This window comes from Meiothermus sp., assembly GCF_026004115.1.
In the GTDB taxonomy this organism is placed as follows: Bacteria; Deinococcota; Deinococci; order Deinococcales; family Thermaceae; genus Meiothermus.
Window position 1 is genome coordinate 2,668,947 of the sequence record NZ_BPIM01000001.1, and the last position, 26,096, is coordinate 2,695,042.

At 61.1% G+C, this 26,096-nt stretch carries 28 protein-coding genes and 1 pseudogene; 26 read left to right on the forward strand and 3 right to left on the reverse strand.

What is annotated here, in order from left to right:
* Window positions 1–366 precede the first annotated feature (366 nt).
* From Q0X23_RS13005 to Q0X23_RS13015, 3 genes are all read left to right on the forward strand, one after another.
* Window positions 367–1,869, forward strand: coding sequence for a TROVE domain-containing protein (locus tag Q0X23_RS13005; RefSeq protein ID WP_297860688.1), 1,503 nt, complete (start codon window positions 367–369; stop codon window positions 1,867–1,869).
* A 257-nt stretch (window positions 1,870–2,126) separates the two neighbouring features.
* A complete protein-coding gene (locus Q0X23_RS13010) occupies window positions 2,127–2,609 on the forward strand; it encodes a YbjN domain-containing protein (RefSeq protein ID WP_297860689.1) in 483 nt (160 codons plus the stop codon).
* A gap of 21 nt (window positions 2,610–2,630) precedes the next feature.
* Window positions 2,631–2,900: a hypothetical protein gene (locus Q0X23_RS13015; RefSeq protein WP_297860690.1), complete on the forward strand. Its 270-nt coding sequence runs from the start codon at window positions 2,631–2,633 to the stop codon at window positions 2,898–2,900.
* 163 nt (window positions 2,901–3,063) lie between these two features.
* Here Q0X23_RS13015 and Q0X23_RS13020 read toward each other — a convergent pair whose 3' ends face one another.
* Window positions 3,064–4,302, reverse strand: coding sequence for a VWA domain-containing protein (locus Q0X23_RS13020; RefSeq protein ID WP_297860691.1), 1,239 nt, complete (start codon window positions 4,300–4,302; stop codon window positions 3,064–3,066).
* 30 nt (window positions 4,303–4,332) lie between these two features.
* Window positions 4,333–4,941 (reverse strand): MerR family transcriptional regulator, encoded by a 609-nt coding sequence (locus Q0X23_RS13025; protein ID WP_297860692.1) that lies wholly within the window; start codon window positions 4,939–4,941, stop codon window positions 4,333–4,335.
* 174 nt (window positions 4,942–5,115) lie between these two features.
* Here Q0X23_RS13025 and Q0X23_RS13030 point away from each other — a divergent pair, with 174 nt between their 5' ends.
* The 6 genes from Q0X23_RS13030 (at window position 5,116) to Q0X23_RS13050 (ending at window position 10,033) form a co-directional block, all read left to right on the forward strand.
* Window positions 5,116–5,745 (forward strand): transposase family protein, encoded by a 630-nt coding sequence (locus tag Q0X23_RS13030; protein ID WP_297860023.1) that lies wholly within the window; start codon window positions 5,116–5,118, stop codon window positions 5,743–5,745.
* Window positions 5,746–5,805: 60 nt separating this feature from the next.
* A complete protein-coding gene (locus tag Q0X23_RS13035) occupies window positions 5,806–6,285 on the forward strand; it encodes a transposase (RefSeq protein WP_297860693.1) in 480 nt (159 codons plus the stop codon).
* On the forward strand, window positions 6,269–6,739 hold the full coding sequence (locus Q0X23_RS16170) for a transposase (RefSeq protein ID WP_374707460.1): 471 nt from the start codon (window positions 6,269–6,271) through the stop codon (window positions 6,737–6,739). Before Q0X23_RS13035 ends, Q0X23_RS16170 begins: the two co-directional genes overlap by 17 nt.
* A gap of 303 nt (window positions 6,740–7,042) precedes the next feature.
* Complete coding sequence (gene hslV, locus Q0X23_RS13040; protein WP_297861224.1) at window positions 7,043–7,591, forward strand: ATP-dependent protease subunit HslV; 549 nt, start codon at window positions 7,043–7,045, stop codon at window positions 7,589–7,591.
* Complete coding sequence (locus tag Q0X23_RS13045; protein WP_297860694.1) at window positions 7,588–8,841, forward strand: ATP-dependent protease ATPase subunit HslU; 1,254 nt, start codon at window positions 7,588–7,590, stop codon at window positions 8,839–8,841. Before hslV ends, Q0X23_RS13045 begins: the two co-directional genes overlap by 4 nt.
* A 118-nt stretch (window positions 8,842–8,959) precedes the next feature.
* The gene (locus Q0X23_RS13050) at window positions 8,960–10,033 is read left to right on the forward strand and encodes a lipopolysaccharide assembly protein LapB (RefSeq protein WP_297860695.1); all 1,074 of its coding nucleotides are present in this window, start codon (window positions 8,960–8,962) and stop codon (window positions 10,031–10,033) included.
* A 77-nt stretch (window positions 10,034–10,110) separates the two neighbouring features.
* Here Q0X23_RS13050 and Q0X23_RS13055 read toward each other — a convergent pair whose 3' ends face one another.
* Window positions 10,111–10,620, reverse strand: coding sequence for a hypothetical protein (locus Q0X23_RS13055; RefSeq protein ID WP_297860696.1), 510 nt, complete (start codon window positions 10,618–10,620; stop codon window positions 10,111–10,113).
* 65 nt (window positions 10,621–10,685) lie between these two features.
* Here Q0X23_RS13055 and Q0X23_RS13060 point away from each other — a divergent pair, with 65 nt between their 5' ends.
* The 17 genes and pseudogenes from Q0X23_RS13060 to Q0X23_RS13140 all read left to right on the forward strand — a co-directional run bounded on the left by Q0X23_RS13060 (window position 10,686) and on the right by Q0X23_RS13140 (window position 25,980).
* A complete protein-coding gene (locus Q0X23_RS13060) occupies window positions 10,686–11,045 on the forward strand; it encodes a hypothetical protein (RefSeq protein ID WP_297860697.1) in 360 nt (119 codons plus the stop codon).
* Between the two features lie 13 nt (window positions 11,046–11,058).
* Entirely contained in the window at window positions 11,059–12,828 is a 1,770-nt protein-coding gene (locus tag Q0X23_RS13065; protein ID WP_297860698.1) for an ATP-binding protein, read from the forward strand.
* Window positions 12,829–13,244: 416 nt separating this feature from the next.
* Window positions 13,245–13,820 (forward strand): leucyl/phenylalanyl-tRNA--protein transferase, encoded by a 576-nt coding sequence (aat, locus tag Q0X23_RS13070; protein ID WP_297861225.1) that lies wholly within the window; start codon window positions 13,245–13,247, stop codon window positions 13,818–13,820.
* Between the two features lie 62 nt (window positions 13,821–13,882).
* Window positions 13,883–14,753, forward strand: a pseudogene (locus Q0X23_RS13075) (DUF1028 domain-containing protein).
* Entirely contained in the window at window positions 14,750–15,157 is a 408-nt protein-coding gene (locus Q0X23_RS13080; RefSeq protein ID WP_119340459.1) for an NUDIX hydrolase, read from the forward strand. Before Q0X23_RS13075 ends, Q0X23_RS13080 begins: the two are co-directional and overlap by 4 nt.
* Window positions 15,158–15,177: 20 nt before the next feature.
* Window positions 15,178–15,876, forward strand: coding sequence for a gamma carbonic anhydrase family protein (locus Q0X23_RS13085; protein ID WP_119340458.1), 699 nt, complete (start codon window positions 15,178–15,180; stop codon window positions 15,874–15,876).
* Between the two features lie 71 nt (window positions 15,877–15,947).
* Complete coding sequence (locus Q0X23_RS13090; RefSeq protein ID WP_147075216.1) at window positions 15,948–16,280, forward strand: DUF2946 domain-containing protein; 333 nt, start codon at window positions 15,948–15,950, stop codon at window positions 16,278–16,280.
* Window positions 16,281–16,387: 107 nt separating this feature from the next.
* A complete protein-coding gene (locus tag Q0X23_RS13095) occupies window positions 16,388–16,825 on the forward strand; it encodes a copper resistance CopC family protein (protein ID WP_170148229.1) in 438 nt (145 codons plus the stop codon).
* A gap of 113 nt (window positions 16,826–16,938) precedes the next feature.
* Window positions 16,939–18,090: a CopD family protein gene (locus Q0X23_RS13100; protein ID WP_297860699.1), complete on the forward strand. Its 1,152-nt coding sequence runs from the start codon at window positions 16,939–16,941 to the stop codon at window positions 18,088–18,090.
* Window positions 18,091–18,151: 61 nt separating this feature from the next.
* Window positions 18,152–18,892 carry an MbnP family protein gene (locus Q0X23_RS13105; RefSeq protein ID WP_297860700.1) on the forward strand — a complete coding sequence of 247 codons (741 nt, stop codon included), beginning with the start codon at window positions 18,152–18,154 and terminating at the stop codon, window positions 18,890–18,892.
* A gap of 15 nt (window positions 18,893–18,907) precedes the next feature.
* Complete coding sequence (locus tag Q0X23_RS13110; protein WP_297860701.1) at window positions 18,908–19,966, forward strand: cytochrome-c peroxidase; 1,059 nt, start codon at window positions 18,908–18,910, stop codon at window positions 19,964–19,966.
* A 13-nt stretch (window positions 19,967–19,979) separates the two neighbouring features.
* Window positions 19,980–20,399: a hypothetical protein gene (locus Q0X23_RS13115; protein ID WP_297860702.1), complete on the forward strand. Its 420-nt coding sequence runs from the start codon at window positions 19,980–19,982 to the stop codon at window positions 20,397–20,399.
* A gap of 270 nt (window positions 20,400–20,669) precedes the next feature.
* Entirely contained in the window at window positions 20,670–22,142 is a 1,473-nt protein-coding gene (locus Q0X23_RS13120; protein ID WP_297861226.1) for a pitrilysin family protein, read from the forward strand.
* On the forward strand, window positions 22,139–23,539 hold the full coding sequence (locus Q0X23_RS13125; RefSeq protein ID WP_297860703.1) for a pitrilysin family protein: 1,401 nt from the start codon (window positions 22,139–22,141) through the stop codon (window positions 23,537–23,539). The genes Q0X23_RS13120 and Q0X23_RS13125 overlap by 4 nt, the downstream gene beginning before the upstream one ends.
* Window positions 23,540–23,877: 338 nt before the next feature.
* The gene (locus Q0X23_RS13130) at window positions 23,878–24,651 is read left to right on the forward strand and encodes a metal ABC transporter ATP-binding protein (RefSeq protein ID WP_297860704.1); all 774 of its coding nucleotides are present in this window, start codon (window positions 23,878–23,880) and stop codon (window positions 24,649–24,651) included.
* A complete protein-coding gene (locus tag Q0X23_RS13135) occupies window positions 24,648–25,439 on the forward strand; it encodes a metal ABC transporter permease (RefSeq protein WP_297860705.1) in 792 nt (263 codons plus the stop codon). The genes Q0X23_RS13130 and Q0X23_RS13135 overlap by 4 nt, the downstream gene beginning before the upstream one ends.
* Window positions 25,440–25,515: 76 nt before the next feature.
* Window positions 25,516–25,980 (forward strand): Rrf2 family transcriptional regulator, encoded by a 465-nt coding sequence (locus tag Q0X23_RS13140; RefSeq protein WP_297860706.1) that lies wholly within the window; start codon window positions 25,516–25,518, stop codon window positions 25,978–25,980.
* Window positions 25,981–26,096: the final 116 nt, after the last annotated feature.

Below are 26,096 nucleotides of genomic sequence, written 5' to 3' on the forward strand. Positions count from 1 at the left end.
TTGGGCTTCTCTGGGTTATTCACAAATCCAGTTTAGAAGCCCCTTTCTTTGCTCAACCGAATTTTTTGTATGACTCAAGCAAATGACGGTATTGCAAAAATGAGCAAGGTGTGATATCGTTTTTTCTTGCCCGGCGGCGCAGCGCTTCGGCTACTTCTACAATTATCGTGGAGAATAAAAACTAAAAACCGAGTGCACATATCCCCGGGTACCACCCCTACAAATCGTCGATAACAGGCGGCAGGCAAGCTAAGCGAGCGATTCCCTGAAAAAATCGTGGTCTGTGAGCCCTGGGCTCCTTCTACCCTGCTGGGGCAGGAGCGTGGCCCTGAGGTGGGCGAAGTCCCTTGCATGTGAGGTGTTGCCGTGTCCTTCAATACCAGCCGAAAAAGCCATAGTGATACCGAGATCCTCACCTACGAAGCTGGCCGTGGCTTTGCCCCTTCTGCCGCTACGGAACTCTTGCTGTTGGTAACGGGCAGCCTATTCTCCGGCGACACCTTTTACGAGTGGGACGCACAGCGAAATGAGCGCTTGGCCCGCCTGGCCGAGCTAGTGACCCAGGCTGATCCCGATTTTGTGGCAGCTTTGGCTGTATATAGCCGCCAGGGGCTCGGTTTACGCTCGGGGCCCAGCGCTTTGCTGGCGCACCTGTTCTGGTGGGGCCCCACCGTGTTGGCGCGCGAGGTAGCCAAGGGGGTCTGGCTGCGCGGGGACGAACACCTCGAGACCTTGGCTTATACCAAAGCCCAGGGCTGGAAACTACGCAAAGCCTTGAAGCAGGCCGTAGCCGAGCGCCTCAACACCATGAGCCCAGCGGCGTTGTTGAAATACCGCCGCAGAGGGCGTAGCTTCAGTCAGAAAGACGCCCTGATCCTATGCCACCCTCAACCCAAAGACCGCGACCACGCGCTGGTGTATGAGTACCTCATCCGTGGGCCTCAGGCCCTTCCGGAGGCCCAGGCTTATGCCAAGGCCCTTCTCGAGGAGCGCCCTACCTGGGAGCGCATCCTCTCAGAGCAGGGCAGCACGCCCCAGGCCTGGCAAAAAGCGCTGCCCCATCTGCAGGGCCTTTCCTTGGTGCGTAACCTCAAAAACCTCCACGAAGCAGGGCTTTTGCAAGACCCCGAGGCCCGTCGTTATATACTCCAAAAGCTCACCCGCCCGGAGGAGGTGCGCCGCTGGCGTCTGTTCCCCTACCAGTGGTTGCTGGCCATTTTTCAGCTCGAGGCCCTGTCTACTTCCATAGAAGAGCTACCGGCTTCCCGAGCCCTATCGGAGGTGAAGGCCGCCTTGGAGCTTGCCCTGGAAGCCACCCTGCCCCCTCTTCCCTTGCAGGGCCCGAGCCTGGTGCTGGTAGACCTTTCGGGCTCGATGTTCTCAAACCTTAGCCAGCACAGCGAGGCCAGCTACGCCCTGGCCGCAGCCAGCCTGGGGGCGGTGCTGTACCGCCGCACGGGAGGCCGTCTATATGGCTTTGACGATGACCTGATCGAGCTGCCCTACGGCCCGGAGGCTTCGGTAGCACCGATGGTTCGCCACCTCCTGGACCGGGGGGGTGGGGGCACCTGCCTGGGCCATGCCCTGCAGCAAAGCCTGGCCGGCTTCCAGGGGCAAAGGGTGGTGATCTTCACCGATGAGCAGGTCCACGACTACGCCGAAACCCCCCTTCGCCGCTGGGTTCGCGCAGGCCAGGGCCGCATGGCCTATGTGGTGAACGTGGCTGGGTATGCCCCGCTGGCTTTCCCCGAGCAGGGGGTGGTGCGCGTGGGGGGCTTTAGCGAACGATTGCTGGCCTTGTTGCCGCTCCTGGAATCGCACGATCCCCTGGCCTGGGTGCGCACGGGGGCGTGGAGGGCGCTGGCGTAGGGGGCGGCTTTTGGGTGAGTGCGGAACCGACTCGTCATGCGCGGTAAAGCTGCTCTTGCGGATGGGTGAGGTCTCGAGGGTTTTACAGCCGGGTGCTAGCGGAACCGCCCATCTATGCCATTTTGCCAAGCGCACAACCGCACCGTTCTGCCTGCGGCGATCCAGTGGAGGCCATTCGTGAATAACTCAGTGAGGACCGACACGACAGTAGATGTCGCTCCGGGGGAGCAAGATAAAGCGCTAAAGGAGGTAGCTCTATGATCTTGAACCAAGTTCAACCCTTCAATCGCTCGATGTTGCAAGAAGTGCTGGACACCTTCGATCTCCACTACCTGGTGGACAAAGACGGAGACTTTGTGGTCCTTATTCGGCAGGAGGGTCTGAGCGGGCTGGCCATCCTCCATTTCGTGGTTTCGGGGGTGTGGAGCGAAGTGTTCTCGATAATGGCTCATTTGGAAAACCTGCCCCCTTTCCCCGAGCAGGAATTGTTACAGAAAGTTAACACATGGAACGCGAAGCACCGTTGGCCCCGAGCTTTTGTGAAGGAGGGAAGGGTCTACCTGGATTTCCACGTGGACCTCGAGGCGGGCATCCATCCTGGGCTGTTACGGGACATGGTAGGCCGGGTGGTGGCCGGGGTGGGTCAGTTTGCGGCCTGGATGGAAGGAAAAGATCTGGATGAGCTTTTTTTGCACCTGCTTAGGTCATTTAACCCAGGGGAAGAGTCGCTAGTGTGCTAAAAACACTCCAAGGAGGTCAAAATGCCCCTCAAGTACAACCCCTATACCCAGCGCTATGAGTACGCGGAAGAGGACATGGAGCCTACCTACAACGAATACGAAGGGCGATACGAGTACGGCAAGTCGGAGGATTTGAGCTACTCCCCCTTTACTCGGGGCTATAGCAAGAAGGGAAACAAGCTGGTGGACAAGTTCAACCCCTACACCGGCTGCTACGAGCAAGTACCGGAGGATTGGGAGATCGAGCAAAACCCTTTCACCGGCAAGTATGAGTTCGCGCCGAAGAAGTGACGACTACCCGTTCTGAAAAACGGGGAGTCGTCACCGCTATGCAAGGTTAAGGTATCAACGGTTCGACTATGGCCCACTCCTTATCCGAAAGATCGCTCGGGTAGTAGCTTTCTCTAATGCTCATACTTAAATGAATTGTCTGGGAGGGCTTTAAGACAGCCTCTCAGGACTCTTTACGGCCCTTACGGTCGCGGTAGACCTGGCTGGAGAGGGTCTTGCGGGTGCGGGTGGGCGAGGCCTCCAGATCCAGGAGCGCCAGCCTGAGTTCTTCGGCTTCGGTAGCCAGCGCCGGGCCGTGTTCGGCGACCCTGGAAGTGGCCCGTAGGAGCGAGGTCCGCGCGGTCCAGAGATCGCCTTGGGCCAGGGCCTCCATGGCCTGTTGGCGCGCGCGGGTAGCCTCGAGCTTAGCAACCATCGCGGACACCTCGGGGTGGGTAGGCAGCCGTTCAAGCTCGACGTCTTCCAGCACGGGCAGGCGTAGGGTGGCCTCGAGCTGCTCCTGCGCGCCGCTGGGGGTTTCCCAGGTGAGCGAGAGCCTCAGTGGTACCTCGGCAGCCGCCGGAGCCCCCAGTGCCAGCAAGAATTCCAGGGGCATACCAGCAATGAGGTTGGGCAGCACGTAGGCGCCGGAAAGGTCTTGCTCGAGGTCGTTGCAGAGCCGGACCGTGCCCCCCGCGGCGGGGGTGAGCCGCAACCGCACCCGCGTGCCCAGCGTCCCGGCCAGGCCGGAGAGCTCCTGGGCGAAGATGCGGGGCAGGTCAGCGGGGCTTTCGACGAAGTAGTAGTTGCCCTCCCCAGCGTCGGCCATGGCGCTCATCAGATCCTCGTTGTAATCGAGGCCGACCCCCAGGGTACTGGTGCTCACGCCCCGCTGGGCCAGGCCCCGAACCTGGCTGGCGATAACCTGGGGATGGGTCTCGCCCTGGTTGGCCAGGCCGTCGGAGAGCAGGATCACCCGGTTTGTCCGCCCGGCCTCCTGGAAGGCCGCTACCTGGGTCGCGCCCTCCAGCCAGCCCGCGTGCAGCGCGGTGCTGCCCCCCGGACGGAGGCTGCGGATGCGCGCGGCGATGGCGGGGCGATCAGCAGCAGGGGTGCTGGGCACCAAGACCTGCACCTCATTGTCGTAGGCCACGACCGCTACCCGATCCTCGGGCAGCAGGCTATGTACGGCGTAGATAGCAGCCTCCTTGGCATAGTCGAGTTTCTGGCCGCTCATGGAGCCGGAGCGGTCGAGGACGAGCGCGAGGTTCATGAGCGGGCGGTGGGGCCGGGCCTCGAGCTCGGGGGCATGCACGCGCAACAGCACCTCGAGGTAGGTGGGGCGGGTTGCGCTCACCCCTGGCTTGAGGGGGATGAGCTCGAGATAGGGCTTCTTAGGGTTGGGTTTGGACTCGCTGTGCATGATATACCTCCTGGGGGGTTCCGCGCGGCTTCAGCGGCGGCGCGGCTTGAGGGCCTCGAGCCGTTGGCGTAGGCGCTGCATGAGCGCATCGTCCTCGCTGGGGGTTTTGGGAAAGCGGAAGTCTTCGCGCACGTGCAGTTCCAGGCCAGGAGCCACCTCCAGGCGGTGCCAGCGCAGCTCGGGGATGGGGTCTGGGGTGAGCGCCTCGAAGAGGGGGGTAGGGGAAGCCGTCCGGTACTGCTCCCGCAGCGCGGATAGGTAGTTCAGGGCAGAGGATGGCGCATTAGCGGTCAGGGCCACCCCCCCTTCGAGCATCGCCAGAAGCTCCGCGTCGCTCTTGCGGCGGGCCAAATCGCCGAGGGCGCTGGCCCCATGGCCTTCGGCCATCAGCCGCCGCACCAGCAAAAGCTGCAGCAGGTGCCGCGCCGAATAGCGGGCCTCCCGCCCGGCCCGCAAGGGCTCATCGAGCATGCCCAACCCCGTATAATGGCGCACCAGACGTGCGGTGACGGCCTCGCGGACCCGCAGGCTGCCGGGATCCTGGGGCAGATAACGGGGTAGGCGGGCGTTGGCTTCGCGCACCAAGCTCTCCAAGTCCCACTCTGCGCCACGGTGCAGCAAGACCTCGAGGTCTTCCATATCCGGAGGATAACTTTTACAATCAAAATTGTCAATGTCATATCAAATGTTAATTTGTGGCGCTAGCTAAAACGTAGACGCTGGTACCTGGCACCCGCGAGCTAGGCTTTTATCATATGCAGTATGAACGAGCCAAGAGAAGCGAAAGGTATACCCAGCCCAATACCGTACTTGATGGAAGTACCCGACTTGAGAGCACATAACCGTAGGTATGACTGGCGAATGCTGTTCATGCTGGTGCTGATGGGTTTGGGGAGTGGTCGAACGAATATTCTGGCCATAGCCCAGTGGATCGAAGATCAACGGGACTGGCTGCTGGTGATGGGATTTGGTCGAGGAAAAACAGGCCGGGCACTGCCCGCTCAGGCGACTCTTTATCGGTTCTTGTGGGCCTTGGAGAAAGAAGCAGAGGCTTTGGAAAGGGCCTTGAAGGCCTGGGTAAAGGATGTGTTGAAGGTGTTGGGTCAAGGCGGTGGGCTCAAAGAGTTGGGTTTGTTGGAGATCAGCCTGGATGGTAAACACCTCAAGGGCAGTGCCAGGGGCGGGGTGGGGGATAAGGCCATCGTATTGGTCTCAGCCTATCTGAGCCGGTTGGGTCTAAGCCTGTTGCAAAGCAAAGCTGTGGGAGATGAGGCGGTAGCCGGACAGCAGTTGATGATGCAGTTGGGGGCTGACTTGTCGGAGATCAGCATCCCTTGGGTGTTGACGGGGGATGCCGCCCATACGGAGAGCCAGACCGCCAAAGCCATCTTGCAAAAGGGGGGCACTACTTCCTCGCGCTCAAGAATAACCAGGCCGAGTTGAAGGATTGGGCTGAACACCATGAGTTCGGAGGTATACCCGTACCGAACCCCTGGTGAGGCGATGTGGCAGGTAGTCGAGGCCATCCGCAAGAATGGCAATGGTTATAGCCTCGCAGGCGTGGTGTTCGACAACCAGTTTGCGGGTAAGGCTTACCTCGCCAAGCTCTACCAGCACAACATACCTTTCGTAGCTCGGGCCAGACTGAATCAAAAGGTCGAACATGCAGGAAACCAACGATCTATCCGAGAACTGGGTGAGCACTATCCACCCGGTAAAGCCCGCTATTACAAGCGTTTTGGCTGGTATGTCAAACGCATCAAGATCACCTTGGCCGAGGTGGGTCAACTGGATATGCTGCTGATTTGGCTACCCCAGCCAGCAGGTTTCAAGCTGATGGCTCTCTTCTCCACCCTGGATGCGGGCATTCAAGAAGTCCTTGCCGCCTGGAAAGCTCGTTGGGATCTGGAGCGGGTGCATCGCCTGCTCAAACAGAACCTGGGTTTATCCAAATGCCTCTCTTTTGATGCGATACCCCGTTGACGATGAACACGCGTACCATCAGGTACGCAGTGGCTCGCTGTGGGTTTGGCGGGTCCGCTCCACCGCTCAAATCCCGGTCGAGAAAGATTTATCCTTTCCTGGTCTACAACAAATCGTTCAAATCTATCGCCACAAGACCCACAAACGCACCGGTGCCATCTCCGAAGAGACTCACCTTGCCGTCACCAACCTAAGCCCTACTCAAGCGGATGCCGCTACCCTGGCCCTCATCAGCCGTAACCATTGGGCTATCGAGAACAAGCTCCACCACAAACGGGACTCCGTCCTTGCTGAAGATGCTTGTCGCACCCGCAAAGCTGCCCAAGCCCTGGCGGCTTTGCGCAACCTCCTCCTGGGCTTCCTTCACCAACTCAGCAGACCCGTCCTTCGCAGCGTTCGCAGCTTTTCCGTCCAACCCATGCTACTGTTTCGCTGGCTCAATGGTTGTATATGATAAAAGCCTGCCCGCGAGCAGGATTTGGCTTTGGAGTCTGTTGGGAATCTTATGCTAGGGATACGATGAACTCCTACCGAAAGCCCTGCCCCACGACTTTCCTCCCTGGCGGGTGATCTGTGCATAGACCCGATGCTGGATTGAGCACCTTTCCTTTGAGAACATCGCGCACGACCTGTGAGCAATCCTGAGATGGCAGATGGAGTAAACGGGCTTAACCCAGCAGAGGCGATGCTGCGCACCCCGGAGAGCGGGCATCCCTTCTCATACCAGATTCACCGTGCGGCGCTAGATTCCGATGGAATGGGAATGCACGGCACTACCATCGTGGCAGTACGTCGAGACGGTGTCACGGCAATCGCGGGCGATGGGCAGGTCACCCTGGGACAGACCATTATGAAGACCGGAGCCGTCAAAGTGCGCCGTCTGGAACAGGGAGGCGGCATCCTGGTGGGCTTTGCGGGCGCGGTGGCCGACGCCCTGACCCTTCTGGAGAAGTTCGAAGGGGCGCTGTCGGGGGCCAAGGGCAACTTGCAACGGGCGGCCATCGAGACGGCCAAACTGTGGCGCACCGACCGCGTACTCAGGAACCTCGAGGCCATGCTGGTACTGGCCGACCGCGACACCCTGCTCTTGCTCTCCGGGAATGGCGAGGTACTGAGCCCGGATGAGCCTGTCATTGCCGTGGGCTCGGGAGGCCCCTACGCCCTTGCAGCCGCTAAAGCGCTGCTGCGACACTCCAGCCTCCCGGCCCCCGAGATTGCCGAACAGGCCATCCGATTAGCAGGAGAAATCGATCTTTACACCAGTGGACAGCCCACCCAGGTTTTGAGTGTAGGGGGTGCTCCATGAACCTGACCCCAGCCGAGATTGTCCGTGAGCTGGACAAACATATCGTGGGCCAGGCCGCGGCCAAGCGGGCTGTGGCTGTAGCCCTGCGCAACCGGGTGCGACGAAAGAAGCTCCCGCCCGAACTGGCCCGTGAGGTCATGCCCAAGAACATTCTGATGATTGGCCCCACCGGGGTGGGCAAGACCGAGATTGCCCGGCGGCTGGCCCGGCTGGCAGGGGCCCCATTCCTCAAAGTCGAGGCCACCAAATTCACCGAGGTAGGTTATGTGGGGCGCGATGTAGATTCCATTGTGCGCGATCTGGCCGAGGCTTCGTACCAACTGGTCATGCAAGAGATGAAGGCCAAGGTCGAGGGGCGGGCCCAGAGCATGGCCGAAGAGGAGGTGGCTTCGCTGCTACGGGTGCAGCCCTTTGAGTTGCGGTCAGGCCGCTACAACGACCAACTGGTGGAGATCGAGGTGGCCGAGGAAGCCAGGCTCCCGATGGTCGGCATGTTTGGCGGTGAGCAGATGCAGGGCCTGCAAGACATGCTCAAAGGCTTGATGCCCCAGCGCAAGGTGCGGCGCAAGGTGCGGGTCAAGGAGGCCCTGGAAATCCTTAAGAATCAAGAGGCTGAGCGCCTGGTGGACAAAGAAGAAGCCAACCAGGAGGCCCTTCGCCGCGCCCAAGAAGAGGGCATTGTGTTCATTGACGAGATGGACAAAATCGCCAGGAGTAAAGGGGCCATGAGCGGCCCGGACGTTTCTGGAGAGGGCGTGCAACGGGATTTGCTCCCCATCGTGGAGGGTACGGTGGTCTCGACCCGCCTGGGGCCGGTCTCGACCGACCATGTGCTTTTCATTGCCGCCGGGGCTTTTCACGTTTCCAAGCCTTCCGACCTGATCCCCGAATTGCAGGGCCGGTTCCCCATCCGGGTAGAACTCGAGCCCCTGGGGCCGCAAGAGTTTGAGCGAATCCTGCGAGAACCAGAGAACTCGCTAATCAAACAATACAAAGCTTTGCTCGCAGCCGACGACACCGAGCTGCACTTCACCCCCGAGGCCATTCAGGCGGTGGCGCGGTACGCTCACCAAGCTAACCAAGAGTTGGAGGATATTGGCGCCAGGCGGCTTTCCACGGTTTTGGAGCGCCTGCTCGAAGAAGTCTCGTTCCAGACCAACCTGGGACGGGTTGAAGTGACCAAAGAATATGTGGAAGCAAGGCTCGAGAATGTGCTGGCTTCGCGCGACCTATCCCGCTATATTCTTTGATTCCGGAAGGTGTTATGAGCTTGAAGACAACAAATCGCGCCGAACCCCCCACCTGTGCAACCTTGCGGGTGCAGATTTATGATTTTCGACTAAACAGGTTGGGGTTTTTTGGAGGAAGATGATGCGTTTCTGGTTCTTTGTGATGGTGCTGGTAATGGGAAGTGTGTTGGGGCAACAAAACCCCGCCCAGCCGGCCCAGCCCTCACGACCCCAAACCCAGGCCAGCTTGTGCGCCCTGCTGTACGATGCCGGACGTCCCGAAGCAGCGCTGACGGCCTGTGAGCGGGCGGTCAAAGATGCCCCCAGTGCCGAAAACCTGTACCTGCTAGCGCGTGTGCAGTCGGAACTCAATCGCTTCACGGCGGCCATAGAAAACCTGCGCCGCTCGATTACCCTGAACAGCAGCTTCATTCAGTCCTACGTGGCGCTGGCCCAGGTGTATTTGCGGCAGTATCTGCTCTCGGAGAATCGAGACGCTGCCAAAAACCTACTGGATCAAGCTTTGAACGTACTGCGCGAGGCCGAGCGGGTCAATGCCAAATATGCCCCCATATATGCGACCCGCGGAACCATTCTGGCCTACCAGAACCGGCTCGACCAGGCGGTTGAGTCCATCAACCGTTCGCTGACCATCAAAGACGAGCCGGTGGTGCGGGCCTTGCTGGCCGATATCTACATTCGCCAGGGTAAGTGGGATGAGGCCCTCAAGAACTACGATGATGCGGTTAAGGCGGCGCCTAAGAATTCAAGTTTGCGGGTCAAGTACGGGAGCTTGCTGTTGCTTCGCGGGAATGTAGACCTGGCTATCGAGCATCTGGATCAGGCGGTGGTTCTGGCCCCCGGCAATGCGGAGGCCTGGTTGCGTCGGGGCGATGCCTACTACGAGAAAAAGGACTGGCAGCAGGCGGGTGTTTCCTATCAACAAACCGTAGCCCTCTCGCCGGTGCGCTTCCCCGATGCCTACATTGGCCTGGGCCAGGTGCTTATAGAGCTCAAAGATTTCCAGAAAGCGCGCTTTAACTTCACCAAGGCGGTGGCCCTGGAAAGCGATAACCCGGTTTACCGTTTCTGGCTATGTCGGGCTAACGAACTTTTGGGCGACAAAACCGGAGCCAAAGCCCAGTGTGAGCAGGCCCTCAAACTAAGGCCCGATTTCAAGGAGGCCCAGGAGGTTTTGAATCGCCTCAAGTAAGCCTGTTATAAACAGAAATTGAATCTTGTATTGCCTAAAAACATAATTTTTTCTATAATCACCCCATGCCATGGAAACTAGAAGCCTGGAACCCCGAGTATGCCCTGCCCGAACGAGTGGGGGGAGAAGATGAGGGGCGTGGCCTCGAGGAAGTCAAAACCCACTATGAAGGCCATTGGATAGCCCGTACCCCTGCAAAGGTGGAGCTCCATAGCTGGCCTATTGTGTATCTGGTAGATGGCCGCCAACGGATAGATGCCCAGATTGCCGATTCTAGGGGACGCCGTGCGCTGCTGGCGACCGTGATTGCTGGGGCGGTGCTGCGCGACGGGGCCGGGATTCGCCCGGTAGGGGAACCCCGGAAGGAACACATCCTGCTGCACAGCGCCGACCTCGAGGAACCCCTGCCTCCTGGCCTCGGCCACTACCGCCCCATCCAGACCTCCAGGTCTGACCCCGCCAGCCTGCGGGCCAGGGTGACCGAGCAGATGCGGCGCCTGGAAGCCAGCCTGGTGAACGAGCTCGAGGGGGGCCTGGTGATTGTGGACGGGCAGATATTCCCTGGAGAGCGCCAGCCTACAAAGCACCCGAGCGGATCCTGGGCTATACCAAGACCCAGGCCGCGACCTACCTGGGGCTCGAGGAACAGGCCTTGCTGCACAACCTGGAACCCCACCAGCGTACCCCGATTTTTTCGATTCCAGGCTATGCCCTGCGCCGCCCGCTGGATGTTTTTTCCTGGTACGTGCGCCTGCCCCTGGAGCCCAGCGCCCCCTTCTATAGCGGAGCTGCCCTGCTGCGGGTGGAAACCCCCACGTCGGAGCCCGCCGAGGCCAGCAAGCTGGCCGACTTATCGGTGAACCTCTTTTGTACGCTGGCTTCCTCGCCCGCCCGCGACCCCCGCGCGCCGCAGAACCTGATTCCCATTGGGGGCCTCGAGCAGTGGCTGGGCCGGCATCTGGGCCATGGTGAGGTAATCCGACGTAGAATCGTGCAGGCGCTATTTGCTTAGGCAGGAGGCAGGTGTGAGACAGGTGGGAATGGTACTGGGCAGCCGCGAAGCCGCTGCGCTGGATTTCTGGGTAGCGGTCGAGGAAGGGCAGTATTTGCGCCTCGACGACCTGGTGTATGTGGAGTTTCGCCACCCCGATCCACAAAAAGGTGACCCCAACGGCAACGTGCGCTACTACGGCATGGTGGATCAGGTCATCAAGCTCTACGAGGGGGCACAGTTCGATACAGATGTGTTTCTGGCCCGGCGCGACCTGCTGCCGGTGAGCCTCTCCTACGCTGCGCACGTTCAGGTGACCCGGCTCATGCCGGAAGAATACCTGCCCCCCGACCCCGGTTCGCGGGTCTATTTGGCCCAGGAGGAGGCCCTGGGGATGGCGCTCTACTACGACCGTATGCAAGACCAGCGGCTGCCTGTGGGCATCCTCAAGAACGGCGAGGTGGCCTACATCAACTTCGAGTTTCTCAACGGCTTCAAAGGCGGACACGTCAACATCTCGGGGGTCTCCGGTGTGGCGGCCAAGACCAGCTACGCCACTTTTTTGCTGCACAGCCTGTTTCAGTCGCCCGCCAACCGCCAGAAGGCCAACACCAAGGCCCTTATTTTCAACGTAAAAGGCGAAGACCTCTTCTACCTGGACAAAGACAACAACGGCCTGAACGATGAGGCGCGGGAAGCCTATCGCAAGCTGGGGCTGCCGGCCAGCGCCTTCCAGAGCGTGGCTTTCCTGGCCCCACCCCGCAAAACGCCGGGCGACATCCTGGCCGATGTGAGCCGCCCCGACGCCAGCGCCTACTACTGGGATCTGGTGCAGTTCTGCCGGGAGGGGCTGCTGCCTTTTTTGTTCACCGACCGGGGGGCCATGAGCAACTTGGGCTTCCTGATTGACCAGGTGAGTGAGCGCCTGCGCCGTCTGGTGGGGGATGAGCGGGACAGGGATAGCCAGAAAGGCCCCCACGTGGTGGTAGATGACTGGGCCGATGAGCTATCGGCCATGGAGGCCAATGTGAAGTTTGGTGAGCTGGGCAAAATCAGATTGACCACCTTTGCCCAGCTGGTGCGCTACATCGAGTTCAAGCTCCTGGGTCCCGAATCTGCCGAGGAGGACGAGAAACCGAAAGGTGACCCTCGCTGGACAGCCCGGCAGGCCAGGGGCACCCTCGAGGCCTTTGTGCGCCGGCTGCGGGCTTCTATCGGGAATGTGGAGCACCTGATTCGGGGGGACAAGCCCGGCTATCCCCCCAACCCGCTGGGCAGCCAGGCCCAGGTCAGCGTGGTGGATATACACCAGTTGTCGGCCCAGGGGCAGATGTTTGTGGTGGGCTCCATTCTGCGCGAGGTGTTTGGCCGTAAGGAGCGGGGCGATTACGCGGGGCGGGTGTTTGTGGTGCTGGACGAGCTAAACAAATACGCCCCGCGCGATGGCGAAAGCCCCATCAAGGACATCCTGCTCGACATCGCCGAGCGCGGGCGCAGCCTGGGGGTCATCCTGATTGGGGCCCAGCAGACCGCCTCGGAGGTGGAAAGCCGGGTAGTGGGCAACGCGGCCATCCGGGTGGTGGGCCGCCTGGATGCGGCCGAGGCCGAGCGCCCCGAGTACCGCTACCTGCCCGCTTCCTTCCGCCAGCGGGCCGTCATCTTGCCGCAGGGAACCATGATTCTCCACCAGCCCGAGGTGCCGGTTCCACTGGCCCTTACCTTCCCGCTGCCGGCCTGGGCCATGAAAAAAGACGAGGTTAGAGAAGATGTCTCGGCAGTGACCATATCCAAGCTGATTGATTAGGGTGTCGGTAGCCCTGGGTGTTTCAGGAAATAACCCTGGGGTGAGGCGAGTATGAACATCATCTGGGAGGCGAGGGGGTGGCCGTTAGGCCATAGCCGCTATGTGGCTGGGCTGGGTTTTCTAACCCCATATCCCTCATATCCCTCGGATCAAAGCGCAAACCGCCCCGAGTGGTCAGGTAACCAGGAAATCGGTATGCACGACGATCCCCTTAAATGAGCCGCACATCGCAAATATGAGCAATCAACGTGCTCCAAAATATGCCGCAAAACAAGTTAGCCGTGCACTAGACTGCTGGAAACGGTGAAAAAGTCTATAGCCAACTAGCTTATGGATCCTGGCCATATAGCCCTCAACCCTTGACCCCGACCTTTGTTTTGGATGTGGATAGGAAGAATTTACAGGCGGTGCTTCGAATGTATGCCCAGGGGTATTTCCCCCTCGGTATGGAGCAGGGGATTGGCTGGTTTGACCAGCGGGCCTACGGAACCCCCTACCGGGCCGTGATGCCCCTGGACGAGCGTTTTCATGTGCCGCGCAGCTTGCGGCGGGTGCTCAACGCCAGGCGCTTTGAGGTTCGCATCAACGCCGATTTTGCAGGCGTACTCGAGGGTTGCGCCACCCGCGGCGGTTCTTTCTCGAGCGAGACCTGGCTTACGCCTGAGGTAGCCCGGCTCTACCTGGGACTGCACCGCTACGGCTTTGCCCACAGCTTTGAAACCTGGCAGGGGGGCGTGCTGGCCGGAGGCATCCTGGGCGTGGTGCTTGGGGCGGCTTTTATCGGTGACAGCATGTTTTACCGCGTACCCGATGCCTCCAAGGTGGCGCTGGTACGGCTGGTGGAGCACCTGCGGGCCCGGGGCTTTGAACTATTCGATGTGCAGGTACAAAACCCCCACCTGGCCCGCTTTGGGGCTGTGGAGATGGATCCGCTCGAGTTCCGGCAAAGGCTCCAGGAAGCCATTGTGAAGCCTGTGCTGTTTGTGGACTGATACGGCGTGCCTGTCATCCCGAAGCCCCCTGCTTCACCCTGTGGGGCGTTAGGATAAGGCCCATGAACGCGACCTTGCCTGTCCATACCTTTTCGCTGGTAGCCCGCGACGAGCACACCGGTGACCTGGGTATCGCGGTGGCCAGCAAATTTTTAGCGGTCGGCTTTGTGGTGCCCTGGGCCAAAGCCGGGGTGGGTGCGGTGGCCACACAGTCTTACGTCAACCCCAGTTTTGGCCCCACCGGTTTGGCCCTGATGGAAGCAGGGGCTGGGCCCGGAGGACATCCTGGCGGTATTCGCGCGCAACGACCCCGACCTTGCCAGGCGGCAGTTTGGCTATGTGCTGGCCAGCGGCGAGAGCCTCTCTTACACCGGGCAGGAATGCCACGGCTGGGCTGGGGGGCGGTGGGGGCCGGGCTATGCCGCCCAGGGCAACCTGCTGACCGGCCCCGAGGTGGTGGAGGCCCTCGAGCGCACCTTTCTGAACCGAACCGACCTGCCCTTCCCCGAACGCCTCCTGGAGTCGCTGTTGCAGGCCGACCGGGCTGGGGGCGATAAACGCGGGCGCCAGTCGGCGGCCTTGCTGGTGGTGGGTGAAGGCAAGGGCTATGGCGGTATGGAGCGCTGGATCGACCTGCGGGCCGACGACCACCCCGACCCGGTGCTGGAGTTGCAGCGGCTCTTGAGGATTCACCGGCTGCTATTTGGCGCGGGTGAGCCTGCCCGCCCCCTGAACCCTGAAGAAATCAGCTGGATTCAGACACTCTTAAATCGCCAAGGACATTACACCGGCCCCATCAGCGGGGTGTGGGACGAGGCGACCGAGCGGGCCTTTGCCACACTCATTGGCATGGAGAACCTGGAAGAGCGGTATTCGGGTGGGGCGGCCCTGGATGAGGTGGCGCTGGCCTACTTGAAGGAGAAATTCGCGTGAAGACGCCGGTGCAAGGGGCGGGTGGGGTGCTTTTTAGCCCCGATGGAAAGGTTTTGCTGATCCGGGATCGGCTGGGCTACTGGTGTTTTCCCAAAGGGCATCTGGACGCGGGGGAGAGCCTCGAGCGAGCTGCTTTGCGCGAGGTAGAAGAAGAAACCGGCATCAAAGGCAAGGTCATACAGGCGCTCTCGACGACCCGGTACCAAAACAACAAAGGCATTGCTCGAGAAATTCACTGGTTCTTGATGGAGGGGCAGGGCCAGATACGCCTGGAGAAGGGGCTTGGTGGGGCCGGGTTTTTTGACCCGGAAGAGGCCCGCCGGCTGCTAGCTTTTCCCGAGGATGTGCGGCTCCTGGATGAAGCCATAAGCCATGTTCACGGCCAGAGTTCCGGCATAAACTAAGCAGCAGCGAAGGAGCGCATATGGCTGTTTATCGGCTGGACGAACACGTACCTCAGATTCACCCCAGCGCCTTTATTGCACCCACTGCCCTGGTTGTTGGTCAGGCTGAAATCGGCGAGAATGCCTCGGTCTGGTTTGGGGCGGTGGTGCGCTCGGACACCGAGAAGGTGGTAATCGGTGCGGGCAGCAACGTACAGGATGGTGCGATTCTGCATGCCGACCCCGGCGACCCCTGCATTCTAGGGAAAAATGTAACTGTGGGGCACCGGGCTGTGGTGCACGGGGCGCTGGTGGAAGACGGCGCCCTTATTGGGATTGGTGCGGTGGTTCTAAACCAGGCCCGGGTGGGCAAGGGGGCCATGGTGGGGGCCGGTGCGGTGGTGCCGCCGGGAATGGAAATTCCTGCGGGTATGCTGGCCATCGGCATCCCGGCCAAGGTGCGAGGGCCGGTAGAACCCACCCAGAACGCCGAGCGGTACGTAGAACTCTCACGCCACTATCTGGCCCACCTGGCCCCCATTGCGCCGATTGGACGCTATCAGGTGACCCTGCGCGGACAGGACGCACTTAACCCCTTCAGCGACCTGCATTTGCAACTCAAACGGGGCGAGCCGGAGGCGCTCCTGGCCCTCAAGGCCATTGTGGAAGGGCGCACAAGCGATGCCAAGGCCGAGGTGCTGCACGAACTGGTGCGCGAAGGTCTGATTCGGCCCATTTGAGGCCGTGTTTGGATGCCACAGGCTAAGCCAACAATTTCGTGTAGGGTGATCTGGAGGTGGCGGCCTGGGTTGTGAAACCAAAAACCCCCCAACCCTTTGCGGTGATGGGGTGGGCGACTTTGGTTTTGTGCGTCTCGCTGATGTTTGGCCTGCGTGGAATGGTGATGTTTCCCGCAGAGCCTGTCCAAATAGACCATCACCTACCAGCCCACAGCGATACCGACCAAAACCCCGACCACCAGGGGCACTGCCCATTGTGCTTCTTGCAGATGCTGTTGCCCTGGTTGGCGCCTGCGCTGGTGGCGGTGTATCTATTTTTCCTAAAGCTTCGGATAGGGACAGGGGAGTGCTGCGCCCGAGAGGAGTTCCTCGAGGTGATTGCGGCTCGAGGGCCGCCGATCTGACCTGCTGCTTGGTTGAGGTAGTCGGGATATACCTGAGCAATTCGATTGTTGCCATTGGAGCGCTGGCTCTGGCTCAGCACTTTATGGCTTCTCCTGAGGAAGATACGATGAAAAAAGCCCTTTTTGCCTTTGGGGTACTGCTTGGCCTGGCCTTAGCGCATGCCGAGTACAAAAGCTCCACCCCCTCGGCCAATGCAACCGTCCGCACGGCCCCCAGATCGGTGGTTATAAACTTTACCGCGGCCGTAGAAGTACGCCTCTCGACCTTCAAGGTCTACCCCCTCAATGCGCCCGAGGAGGCCTGGGGTAGCCCTACCCGGCTGCGCCGGCTGGCGCAGCCCCTGGTGCGCGAGGTGCTTCCCCTGCGGGGTGATGCGGCCCGGCGGGTAGATGCGGGCGTAACTACCTCGGCCCGCACAAGCAAAAGCGTGACCCTTGCGCTAAAACCGGGGCTTCAGCCCGGGGCCTATGTGGTGATGTGGAAGAACCTGGGTGTCGATGGCCACCCCGAGACCGATTTCTTCGTATTCATTTACAAGCCCTGAGCGGCCGCTAGGCCGAAGCCGGTGTTCTGAGTCCTGCCCCATGCTGGGGGATTATGCTGATCTGCAAAGAGTCTGTGCCTTTTGACCTGGCCTTACTTGACCCGAGCACTGCCATGCCACACGAACATGACAATACCCAGTCTGCTCTGAGGGCTGCGCTGTACATCGGGGTTTTCTTGCTTGTGGGGGCCGGGGTATTCGCCCGCTATGTGGGGCCCCAGGCCGCCAGGGCCCAGCGCTGGCGGGTGTGGTACCTGCTTTCGGGGGGCTTTTTGCTGGCTTTGGGGGCAACGGTTTATGGTGTCTACCACGTAGTCTGGATGTTGGGCGATACCGCACTGGTGGGTCGCTACCTGCTCGAGACCCATCAGGGCAACCTCCTGCTGGCTCGGCTTTTATTGCTGGTTGGCCTTCTGGGTCTATCCATGGGCTGGTTTCGCCTCGACCGCTGGGTATACCCCCCTTTGGCGCTGGGTCTGCTCCTAACCCTGAGCCTCACCGCCCATGCCGGGGCTGCCGGAGGGCTAGAACTCCTGGCCGACCTGTTGCACCTGGGCGCAGGGGTGGTCTGGGCAGGGGGGGTGCTGGCCCTGGCGGTGGTCTGGCCAGGCACACGCTACGAGGCCGTGCTCCAGGCCATCCGCGGTCTTTCGGCCCTGGGCCTGGCTTCGGTGGCAGGGCTAACCCTGTTGGGGCTATACCTTTCCTGGGCGCGGTTAGGCGAGTTTTCCAACCTTTGGAGCACCGCCTACGGCCAGCGCTTGCTGCTTAAGCTGGGGTTGGTGGCCCTGGTGGTGGGGGTGGCGGCGGCGAACCGGCTCTGGCTCTTGCCGCGGTTGCGGGCCAAGCAAGTCAGGGGGCTGCAAACCGTGAGCCTCGAGGCCGCCCTGATTGTGGGCGTGTTGCTGGCCAGTGGCCTGCTTGCCACCACCGAACCCCCCCCACCGCCCGGTCAGGCGGCTCCCCGCATCGTCAATATTTCGGAAACTTTTGGGAACCGGCGCTATGTGGGGCAGTTGTTCAGCCAGGCCGGCCTGATTCACCTGTACCTCGATTTACGCGATGCCGAGGGGAATCTGCTGGAGGGCGGGCCTGCCCTACGGGTACGGGCAGAGCGCGGGAGCGAGCTTTTAGAGGATATCCCGGTGCCCTTCTATAAGTCGCAGTACCACAGCGCTTTGCTGGCCAGGCAAGCCGGCGAGTGGCGGGTGGAGCTGGAGCTACCGGAGAAGACCCTCGAGTTCACCCTGGAAGTACAGCGTTGAGGGCTGTTTCACACGATTCTGCCAGTTGTTTTGATAACCTTATAGGTAAGGAGCAGTGCTAATGAAAGCATGGTTATTCCTCTTAACACTCGGCCTCGCAGGCGCTTTGGCTGCGCCGGTGGAGCTCAAAATCAACCTGCGGGTAGGCGACCAGCCCTTGCAGTTTGGCCAAACCTACCAGACCCCTCAGGGCCAGCGCTACCAGATTGAGCTGCTCAGGTTTTACATTTCCGAGGTGGCCCTGGTGCGGCCCGATGGCCGCGAGGTGCGGGCCGACGGGCTGGTGCTGGCCGAGTTCAAGCGTGAGGCCCCCACGCAGGGGGTCAGCGTGATAAAAATGGACGTGCCGGCAGGGCAGTACCGCGGTATTCGCTTCAACGTGGGGGTGCCGCGTGAGCTCAACCACCTCGACGCCGGCACCCAGCAGATGCCTTTGGGGGTAAACTCCGGCATGTACTGGGCCTGGAACCCCGGCTATATTTTTTACCGGCTCGAGGGGGTGGCCTTGCTGCCGGAAGGCAAGCAGAAGTGGATCATTCATATGGGCACCGATGCCTTTCGCATTCCGGTGCGCCTGCAAGACCTCCAGACCCGGCGGGTGCAGATCAACATTCCACCCGCTGGGGGTTCCATCACCCTAAACCTCGATGTGGCCAGAGCCTTTCAACCGGGACCGGGCGGGGCCTTTGTGGATTGGCGCAAGCAGTCCTTGCGCCAGTTGCACGGCCTGAGCCCCGAGACCAGCCTCCTGATGTCGGTGGTGTATTTCAACATGCAGACGGCTTTTTCGCTGGCAAACTAATGCTCTGGGTGGCGTATGCAAGGCTGGCGTGTGGGATGGTTGGGGCTGCTCCTCTTGGGGGCCGGACTGCTGGCCTTTTATTTCTGGCCCCGTCCAAAGCCAGCAGCGGCCCAGGCCGAGCCCGCACCCGCCGCCCATCCGACCAGTCCCCGCATTCTTTTTGCCGAGCGAACAGTACCGGTACCCGACGACAACCCCCAGACCCCTGCCAAGGTGGAACTGGGGCAGCGGCTCTTCTACGATCCCCGGCTTTCCAAAGACGGCAAGGTGGCCTGCGCAAGCTGTCACAAGCCCGAGTTTGCTTTTAGCGATGGGGGTAAGCCAGTGAGCACCGGTATTTTTGGCCGCCAGGGCAGCCGCAATGCGCCCTCCCTCACCAATGTGGCGTTTCGCAGACACCTGTTCTGGGAAGGGCGCTCGCCCCGGCTCGAGCTCCAGGCGGTAGGCCCCCTCACCGCCCACGACGAGATGGGCATGGAGCCCGAGGAACTTGCGCAAAGGCTAGGGGCCATCCCCGAGTACGCCAAAGCCTTCCAGGAGGTCTTTGGTGAGCCCCCCACCCTCAAGACCACCGCCTATGCCATAGCGGCCTTCGAACGTACCCTGCTTTCCTACAACAGCCCCTTCGACCGCTACCAGGCCGGCGACGACAAAGCCATGAGCGAGGCGGCTTTACGCGGAATGGAAATTTTTTTTAGCGAGAAGGGCGACTGCTTTCATTGCCATGTGGGCCCCGAATTCACCGACGACGAACCGCGCAATACGGCACTCTACACCGTGTACAAGGACATCGGGCTGGCCCGTGCAACCGGCAGGGACGAAGACGTGGGCAAGTTCAAAACCCCCACCCTGCGCAATGTGGCCCTCACTGCCCCCTACATGCACGACGGCTCCATCCAAACCCTGCGCGAGGCGGTGCAGCACTATAATCAGGGCGGCCAGCCCAACCTCAACGCCGATGCCCTCATCAGACCTTTGGGCCTGACCGAGGCCGAGGTGGACGATTTGGTGGCTTTTTTGAGGTCGCTGACCGATGAGAGTTTTGGCACCAACCCGGCCTTTTTGCCGCCTTAGGAGCGTATTTGCCATGAGATGGATACCCGGATGGCTCCTGGTGCTGGCCTTGACCAGCCTTGCCCTGGCCCACCCCTTCGAGGGCAGCGGAGGCTTCGTACAGGGCCAGGTAGACTTTGAGCCCAACGATGCTGTACCCGTTGCGGGCCGAGCCACGGTGGCCTGGATCGAATTCATCCGGGTAGGTAGCCTGCCCATCAACCCCCAGGACTGTTTTTGCACGCTGCTGTTTTACCAGGGCAAGGTAAGCGCTACGGCCCAGCCCGATGCCCAGGTACGTATGCAGTTCAACCCCCGCACCGGGCGAGTGGAAGGGGTGGTCAAGTTTCCCAAACCGGGCCCTTACTTTCTAGTGTTGCTCGGCAGGCCCATGCCCGGCAAAAAGGTGCCAGCCTTCATCATGAACAGCATTATCCAGGTGTTGCCTCGATAGGCTGCTTTCCCCAGCCCCTATAGTCCAGGATTGTGGCTGGGAGGGGCAGAATTTTATCAGCCCCGTAAATGGCCACACCTGGTCTCGGCTATTTGTTCCTGATCTGCCCCCGTTCAGTGTGAAGCACAGATTAATGCCAGATTTGGTCGGTTCGTTAGCATTTTGCTTGGAACCCCTGCAAACTGTAGACCTTCCTTCAGTCTGGGCCTGGATTTTGCGGCGTAATAAAGCTATGTTGCAACAACCCGGAGGGAGGACACGGTGAAACGGATGGTTTGGTTGATCTTGCTGGTGTTGCTGCTACCTGGGGCGCTGGCCCAGCAGCTCCGCGAGCAAATACGCAAATACACCCTGGACAATGGTTTGCGGGTGTTGATGGTGCCCGACAAGACCGCCCCGGTCATCCACTTTAACCTGATGTTTGATGTGGGGGGCGTGGACGAAGCGCCGGGTCTGGGGGGCATTGCCCACATGGTAGAGCACATGGCCTTCAAGGGCACCCCCACCATCGGCAGCCTGGACTGGACCAAAGAGAAAGCCGCTTTGGAGGCAGTTGACAAAGCCCGGGCCGACCTCGACCGGGCCATCGCCAGCCGGGCTGCGCAGGAGGAGATCCAGCGACTGACCGCTGCCTACAACCAGGCCCGCGAAGAGGCCAAGAAACTGGCCCTGCCCAACGCCATAGACCAGCTTTTTACCAACAACGGCGAGCAGGGTCTGAATGCCTCCACCGGCTACGACCGCACCGACTACCGGGTTTCGCTGCCCTCGAATCGCCTCGAGCTCTACCTGCGGGTCTACGCCGATGTGATGCTGAACGCGGTTTTCCGCAGCTTCTACGAAGAGGCCGATGTGGTGCTCGAGGAGCGCCGCCAGCGCAGCGAGAACGACCCCAACGGGGCTTTGAGCGAGGTTTTTTTGCGCACGGCCTTCCAGGTGCACCCCTATGGGCGGCCCCTGATTGGCAGCCGCGAGGAGATTCAGGGCTACCGGGTAGATAGAGCCATGGCGTTCTGGAAGACCCACTACCACCCCAACCGGGCGGTGCTGGTGCTTGTGGGCGATGTGGAGCCGGAGCGGGACATCCAGCTGGTGCGCCGCTACATGGGGGCGATTCCCCGGGGCCCCGCACGGCCCAACCTGAACATTCCCGCTGAGCCGCCCCAGGCCGCCGAGCGGCGGGCAACGCTCGAGTACAACGCCCAGCCCAGCCTGCTGATCGGCTTCCACAAGCCGACTTACCCGAACCGTGACGCCTACGTGATGGACATGATTGACTCCATCCTGACCGAGGGGCGCACCAGCCGCCTGTTCCGTCGCCTGGTAATCCAGGAACAGGCTGCGCTCAATGTAAGCTCGAGTTCGGCCTCGCCGGGCTTCCGCTATCCCAATATGTTTACCATCTCAGCCCAGCCCCGCGCCCCACGCACCACGGCGGATCTCGAGCGCTTCATTTACGAGGAGTTGGAGCGCCTCAAGAACGAGCCGGTCGGTTCGCAGGAGCTTCAGAAGGTGCGCAACCAGACCCGCGCAGCCTATCTGCGGGTTCTGCAGGGTGGGCCGGGCCTGGCCCAGACCCTGGCCTTCTACGAACTGTTTTTTGGCGGCTATCAGCGCATCTTTGAGGAAGAAGCCATCTATAACACCATTACCGCGGAGGAAATTCAGCAGGCTGCCCGCAGGTACTTCACCCCGCAAAACCGCACGGTGGCCACCCTCGTTACCCGGGGAGGTAGCCGATGAAAGCACTGTGGAGTTTACTGATTGGCCTTTTGACCCTGAGCCTGGCCCAAGGCGTGCCGGCCGACTGGCCCGACCCTTTCAAGATGCAGTTTCAGCGGATCCAGCCCAGCGCTATCCAGCCCACCCGGGTGCAGCTTTCCAATGGCCTGACCGTCCTGCTGATAGAAGACCGCACGCTGCCTTTTGTAAACGGGCGGATCTATCTGCGGGCCGGGGCCATCTTCGAGCCGGAAGATAAGGTGGGCCTGAGCGGCATCTTCTCCAGCGTGATGCGCACGGGCGGGGCCGGGGAGCGCACCCCCGACCAGATTGACGAAACCCTGGAAACCCTGGCCGCTTCTGTCAGCGTGAGCACCGACAACCTGTTTACCTCGGTGGCGTTTAGTACCCTGACCGAGAACCTTGACCCGGTGCTGCAAATCTGGGCCGACATCCTGGTGCGCCCGCGTTTTTCCCAAGAGCGTCTAGATCTGGAGAAAGGCCGGGCGCTGGAGGCCATCCGTCGGCGCAACGACCAGCCCACCCAGATTGCGGTGCGGGAGTTTGTGCGGCGTATCAACGAGGGCCATCCGGCGGGGCGTATTAGCAGTGTGGCCTCTGTTCAGTCCATCACCCGGGACGACCTGGTGGCCTTTCATCAGCGCTTCTTCAAGCCCAACGTAGCCGTGCTGGCCGTTACCGGCGACTTCAACACCCAGGAGATGGTAGCCAGGCTCGAGCGCGTTCTGCAAGGTTGGCAGCGTGGGGAAGTCACCCTGCCCAGCTTCCCTCCGCCGAGCCCCAAGCCCAGCATTTACTTTGTGCAAAAGGAGACCAACCAGAGCGTCATCTACATGGGCAACCCTACCGTGACCGCCTATGCACCGGGCTACAGCGAGCTCGACCTGGTCAGCCGGGTGCTGGGGGATGGCTTCAACAGCCGCCTGTTTACCGAGGTGCGTACCAAGCGGGGCCTGGCCTATGCCACCGGCGGGGCCCAGACGCAGGGCTTCGGCTGGCCGGGCTTCTTCTACGGGGCTTCTATCTCGAGGGTCGAGAAAACCGCCGAGGTGATAGAGCTGATGCTGGCCCAGTTCCGCGATCTGCGTGAGCGACCGGTTTCGCAGGAGGAGCTCGAGCTCTTCCGCAACAACATCCTGAACGCCGAGGTCTTCCGCTTTACCTCCCGTCAGGCCGTGGCCGAGCGCATCGCCCGCACCCAGATGCTGGGTCTGTCCGCCGACTACTACGAGCAATACGTGCGCCAGATTCAGGCCGCTACCCCCGCCGATTTGCAGCGGGTCATGCAGCAGTACGTGCGGCCGGAGCAGTTTGTGATCGTGGTGGTCGGCGACCGGCGGCAGTTCGACAAGCCGCTCTCGAGCCTCGGCAACCTGATTGAGGTGCCGCTCGAGTAGCCCCGAGCCCGTGCCTGGGGACTCGAGCTAGAAATTGGGTGGCTCAATGCCTGGCGCCCAAAGCTAAAAGCCGAAAGCTCACGGATACCAGCTTTACCATTAGGTATCTTTAGAGTCGTTCCCAGGCCCCCTCATTCGGCGACACCCCAGGTGTAGACAGGCGCGTTCCCATCACTGGTAAATATAGCGGTCAGCGTGTCGACACCTCCCGCCCAGAGAACGCAAGGGGTTCATGTGTATTCGGTATGACACCCGACCTGTGACACCGCCGCTGAATTTTCCTGTCAAGCTTCTTCTCCTCTGTTCAACCAACTATTGATAGCGTATTATCAGAAATTATGACCGCACCTGCGGTGGAAATGCATGCGTATTCGGTGCGCTTTGGGGAGTTCCAGGCGCTGCAAGAAGTAAACCTGAGTGTGCCCCAGGGGGCTTTCGTCGCCATAGTAGGACCCAATGGGGCGGGCAAGAGTACCCTGCTAAAAGCTTTACTGGGCCTGGAGCGGGGTTTGTTGCGCGAGGGTCCGACCCAGGTTTCGGGTACGGTGCGGGTGATGGGTCTACCGCCTCGGCAGGTGCCCCCGGGCTGGGTGGGGTATGTGCCGCAGGTCAAGGGCTTTGACCGTAGTTTTCCTGCGCTGGCCCTGGAAGTGGTGGTGTCGGGTTTGCGGCGCCGCTGGCCCTTTATCATTACCTCCCAGGAACGCAAAAAAGCCGAGGCCATGCTGGATAAGGTGGGGGCGCTGGCCCTGGCCAACCGTCGGCTGGGCCGCCTCTCGGGTGGGGAGCTTCAGCGGGTCTATCTGGCCCGGAGCCTCATCCGTGAGCCGCGGCTGCTCTTGCTGGACGAGCCCGCTACAGGCGTGGACGTGGTGGGAGAGGCCGACCTGTACCGGCACCTCGAGGCCTACCAGGCCGAGCGTGGGGCCACCGTACTCATGATTACCCACGACTGGGAAGCCGCTCAGCACCATGCCTCGGCGGTGCTGGTGTTGAACCGGCGGGTGGTGGGCTATGGCCCGCCCGAGCAGGTGCTCTGCCACGAGTGTCTGAGCCAGGCCTTTGGGCACGTGGGCCACGGACACAAGCTGGTGCTGGGGGGCCGCGCATGATGGAGGCACTGCAGCTTCCGTTTTTGCAACGGGCCCTGCTGGCGGGCCTGCTGGTGGGGGGGTTGGCCAGCTATCTGGGCGTGATGGTGGTACAGCGCCGCCTCTCGTTCCTGGGCGACGGGCTGGCCCATGCGGCCTTTGCGGGCGTAGCCCTGGGGCTGCTTCTGCACGAAGAGCCGCTCTGGGTGGCCATTCCCTTCGCGGTGGGGGTCTCGCTGGCCATCACCTGGGTGCGCGAACGCAGCAATCTGGGCGACGATACCGCCATCGGTATCTTCTTTGCGGTCTCGGTGGCGCTGGGGGTGCTGTTCATGTCCCTGCGCCAGGGTTTCGCCCCCGACGCTGTGGCCTATCTGTTTGGTTCCATCCTGACCGTGACCCAGACCGATTTGTGGGTGATGGGCGTGATTGCCCTGGGGGTTGCCCTCCTGGCGCCGGTCTGGAGCCACTGGGCCTATGCCACCTTCGACCGCGAGCTGGCCCTGGCCGACCGACAGCCGGTGCTGCTCTACGACTATCTGCTCGCGGGGCTCATTGCCCTGGTGGTGGTGGTTTCGGTCAAGGTGGTGGGTATAGTCTTGATTGCGGCTTTTATTGTGATTCCCGCCGCTACGGCCCGCTTGCTCAGCCGGACTTTTTCGGCCATGACAGTTATATCGGTTGCGATTGGCGTTTTTTCGGTCGTTCCAGGGCTGGCGGCCGCTTATTTATTCGATGTCCCGGCCGGTAGTGCGATAGTGCTGGTGCAGGCCCTGTTGTTTGCCCTGGCGCTGACCCTGCGCCGATGATGGACTCGTTAGAGGTGAATCGAAAAGGTGTAAACTCTACTTTTCCATACAGGATTTAGGGGTTTATACTTGGATTATGTGGGTCTCAACCAAAGCACAGTACGGGTTACGGGCCCTGGTAGAGATCGGCTTGCGCCAACCTAAGGCAGTTCCCCTCAAGGACGTAGCGGATGTGCAAGGGATCAGCCAGCACTACCTGGAGCAGATAGCAGCCCAACTGCGACGCTCCGGCTTCATCCGCAGCGTGCGGGGGGCCAAAGGGGGTTACAGGCTGGGCCGCCCGGTGGAGCGCATTACTGCTTTGGAGGTGGTGGAGGCCCTGGAGGGTAGCCTGGCGCCCGTGACCTGTCTTGAAGACCCCCAGTCCTGCTGGCAGACCGGCAACTGCTCTACCGAGATCCTGTGGAAAAAAGTGGACGATGCTATGCGGGGGGTGTTGCAACAAACTACCCTGAAGGATTTGATCGAGGAACGCAAGCAGATCGAGGCCCGCAAACTGGTGCAGCTCGAGCCCGCGCCGCCTGTGGTCTACAGCCGCTAGGCCATAGCGGCGTGTCTGTGGTCAATCGTCTGTAATCTGAAGTCCCCAACCGTTGGCAGGGCTTTCCACGAGTGACGTACCTGAGCCTTCGAAGGGCCATCTGCCAGGGCGCATTG

Coding starts and splice junctions, on each gene's coding strand:
- Q0X23_RS13135 (WP_297860705.1), top strand. CDS start 24,648: ATGATGGAGGCACTGCAGCTTCCGTTTTTGCAACGGGCCCTGCTGGCG.
- Q0X23_RS13140 (WP_297860706.1), top strand. CDS start 25,516: ATGTGGGTCTCAACCAAAGCACAGTACGGGTTACGGGCCCTGGTAGAG.
- Q0X23_RS13010 (WP_297860689.1), top strand. CDS start 2,127: ATGATCTTGAACCAAGTTCAACCCTTCAATCGCTCGATGTTGCAAGAA.
- Q0X23_RS13110 (WP_297860701.1), top strand. CDS start 18,908: ATGCAAGGCTGGCGTGTGGGATGGTTGGGGCTGCTCCTCTTGGGGGCC.
- Q0X23_RS13115 (WP_297860702.1), top strand. CDS start 19,980: ATGAGATGGATACCCGGATGGCTCCTGGTGCTGGCCTTGACCAGCCTT.
- Q0X23_RS16170 (WP_374707460.1), top strand. CDS start 6,269: ATGCGATACCCCGTTGACGATGAACACGCGTACCATCAGGTACGCAGT.
- Q0X23_RS13095 (WP_170148229.1), top strand. CDS start 16,388: ATGAAAAAAGCCCTTTTTGCCTTTGGGGTACTGCTTGGCCTGGCCTTA.
- Q0X23_RS13030 (WP_297860023.1), top strand. CDS start 5,116: ATGGAAGTACCCGACTTGAGAGCACATAACCGTAGGTATGACTGGCGA.
- Q0X23_RS13120 (WP_297861226.1), top strand. CDS start 20,670: ATGGTTTGGTTGATCTTGCTGGTGTTGCTGCTACCTGGGGCGCTGGCC.
- Q0X23_RS13100 (WP_297860699.1), top strand. CDS start 16,939: ATGCCACACGAACATGACAATACCCAGTCTGCTCTGAGGGCTGCGCTG.
- Q0X23_RS13050 (WP_297860695.1), top strand. CDS start 8,960: ATGATGCGTTTCTGGTTCTTTGTGATGGTGCTGGTAATGGGAAGTGTG.
- Q0X23_RS13015 (WP_297860690.1), top strand. CDS start 2,631: ATGCCCCTCAAGTACAACCCCTATACCCAGCGCTATGAGTACGCGGAA.
- Q0X23_RS13125 (WP_297860703.1), top strand. CDS start 22,139: ATGAAAGCACTGTGGAGTTTACTGATTGGCCTTTTGACCCTGAGCCTG.
- Q0X23_RS13085 (WP_119340458.1), top strand. CDS start 15,178: ATGGCTGTTTATCGGCTGGACGAACACGTACCTCAGATTCACCCCAGC.
- hslV (WP_297861224.1), top strand. CDS start 7,043: ATGGGAATGCACGGCACTACCATCGTGGCAGTACGTCGAGACGGTGTC.
- aat (WP_297861225.1), top strand. CDS start 13,245: ATGTATGCCCAGGGGTATTTCCCCCTCGGTATGGAGCAGGGGATTGGC.
- Q0X23_RS13130 (WP_297860704.1), top strand. CDS start 23,878: ATGACCGCACCTGCGGTGGAAATGCATGCGTATTCGGTGCGCTTTGGG.
- Q0X23_RS13020 (WP_297860691.1), bottom strand. CDS start 4,302: ATGCACAGCGAGTCCAAACCCAACCCTAAGAAGCCCTATCTCGAGCTC.
- Q0X23_RS13025 (WP_297860692.1), bottom strand. CDS start 4,941: ATGGAAGACCTCGAGGTCTTGCTGCACCGTGGCGCAGAGTGGGACTTG.
- Q0X23_RS13045 (WP_297860694.1), top strand. CDS start 7,588: ATGAACCTGACCCCAGCCGAGATTGTCCGTGAGCTGGACAAACATATC.
- Q0X23_RS13035 (WP_297860693.1), top strand. CDS start 5,806: ATGTGGCAGGTAGTCGAGGCCATCCGCAAGAATGGCAATGGTTATAGC.
- Q0X23_RS13105 (WP_297860700.1), top strand. CDS start 18,152: ATGAAAGCATGGTTATTCCTCTTAACACTCGGCCTCGCAGGCGCTTTG.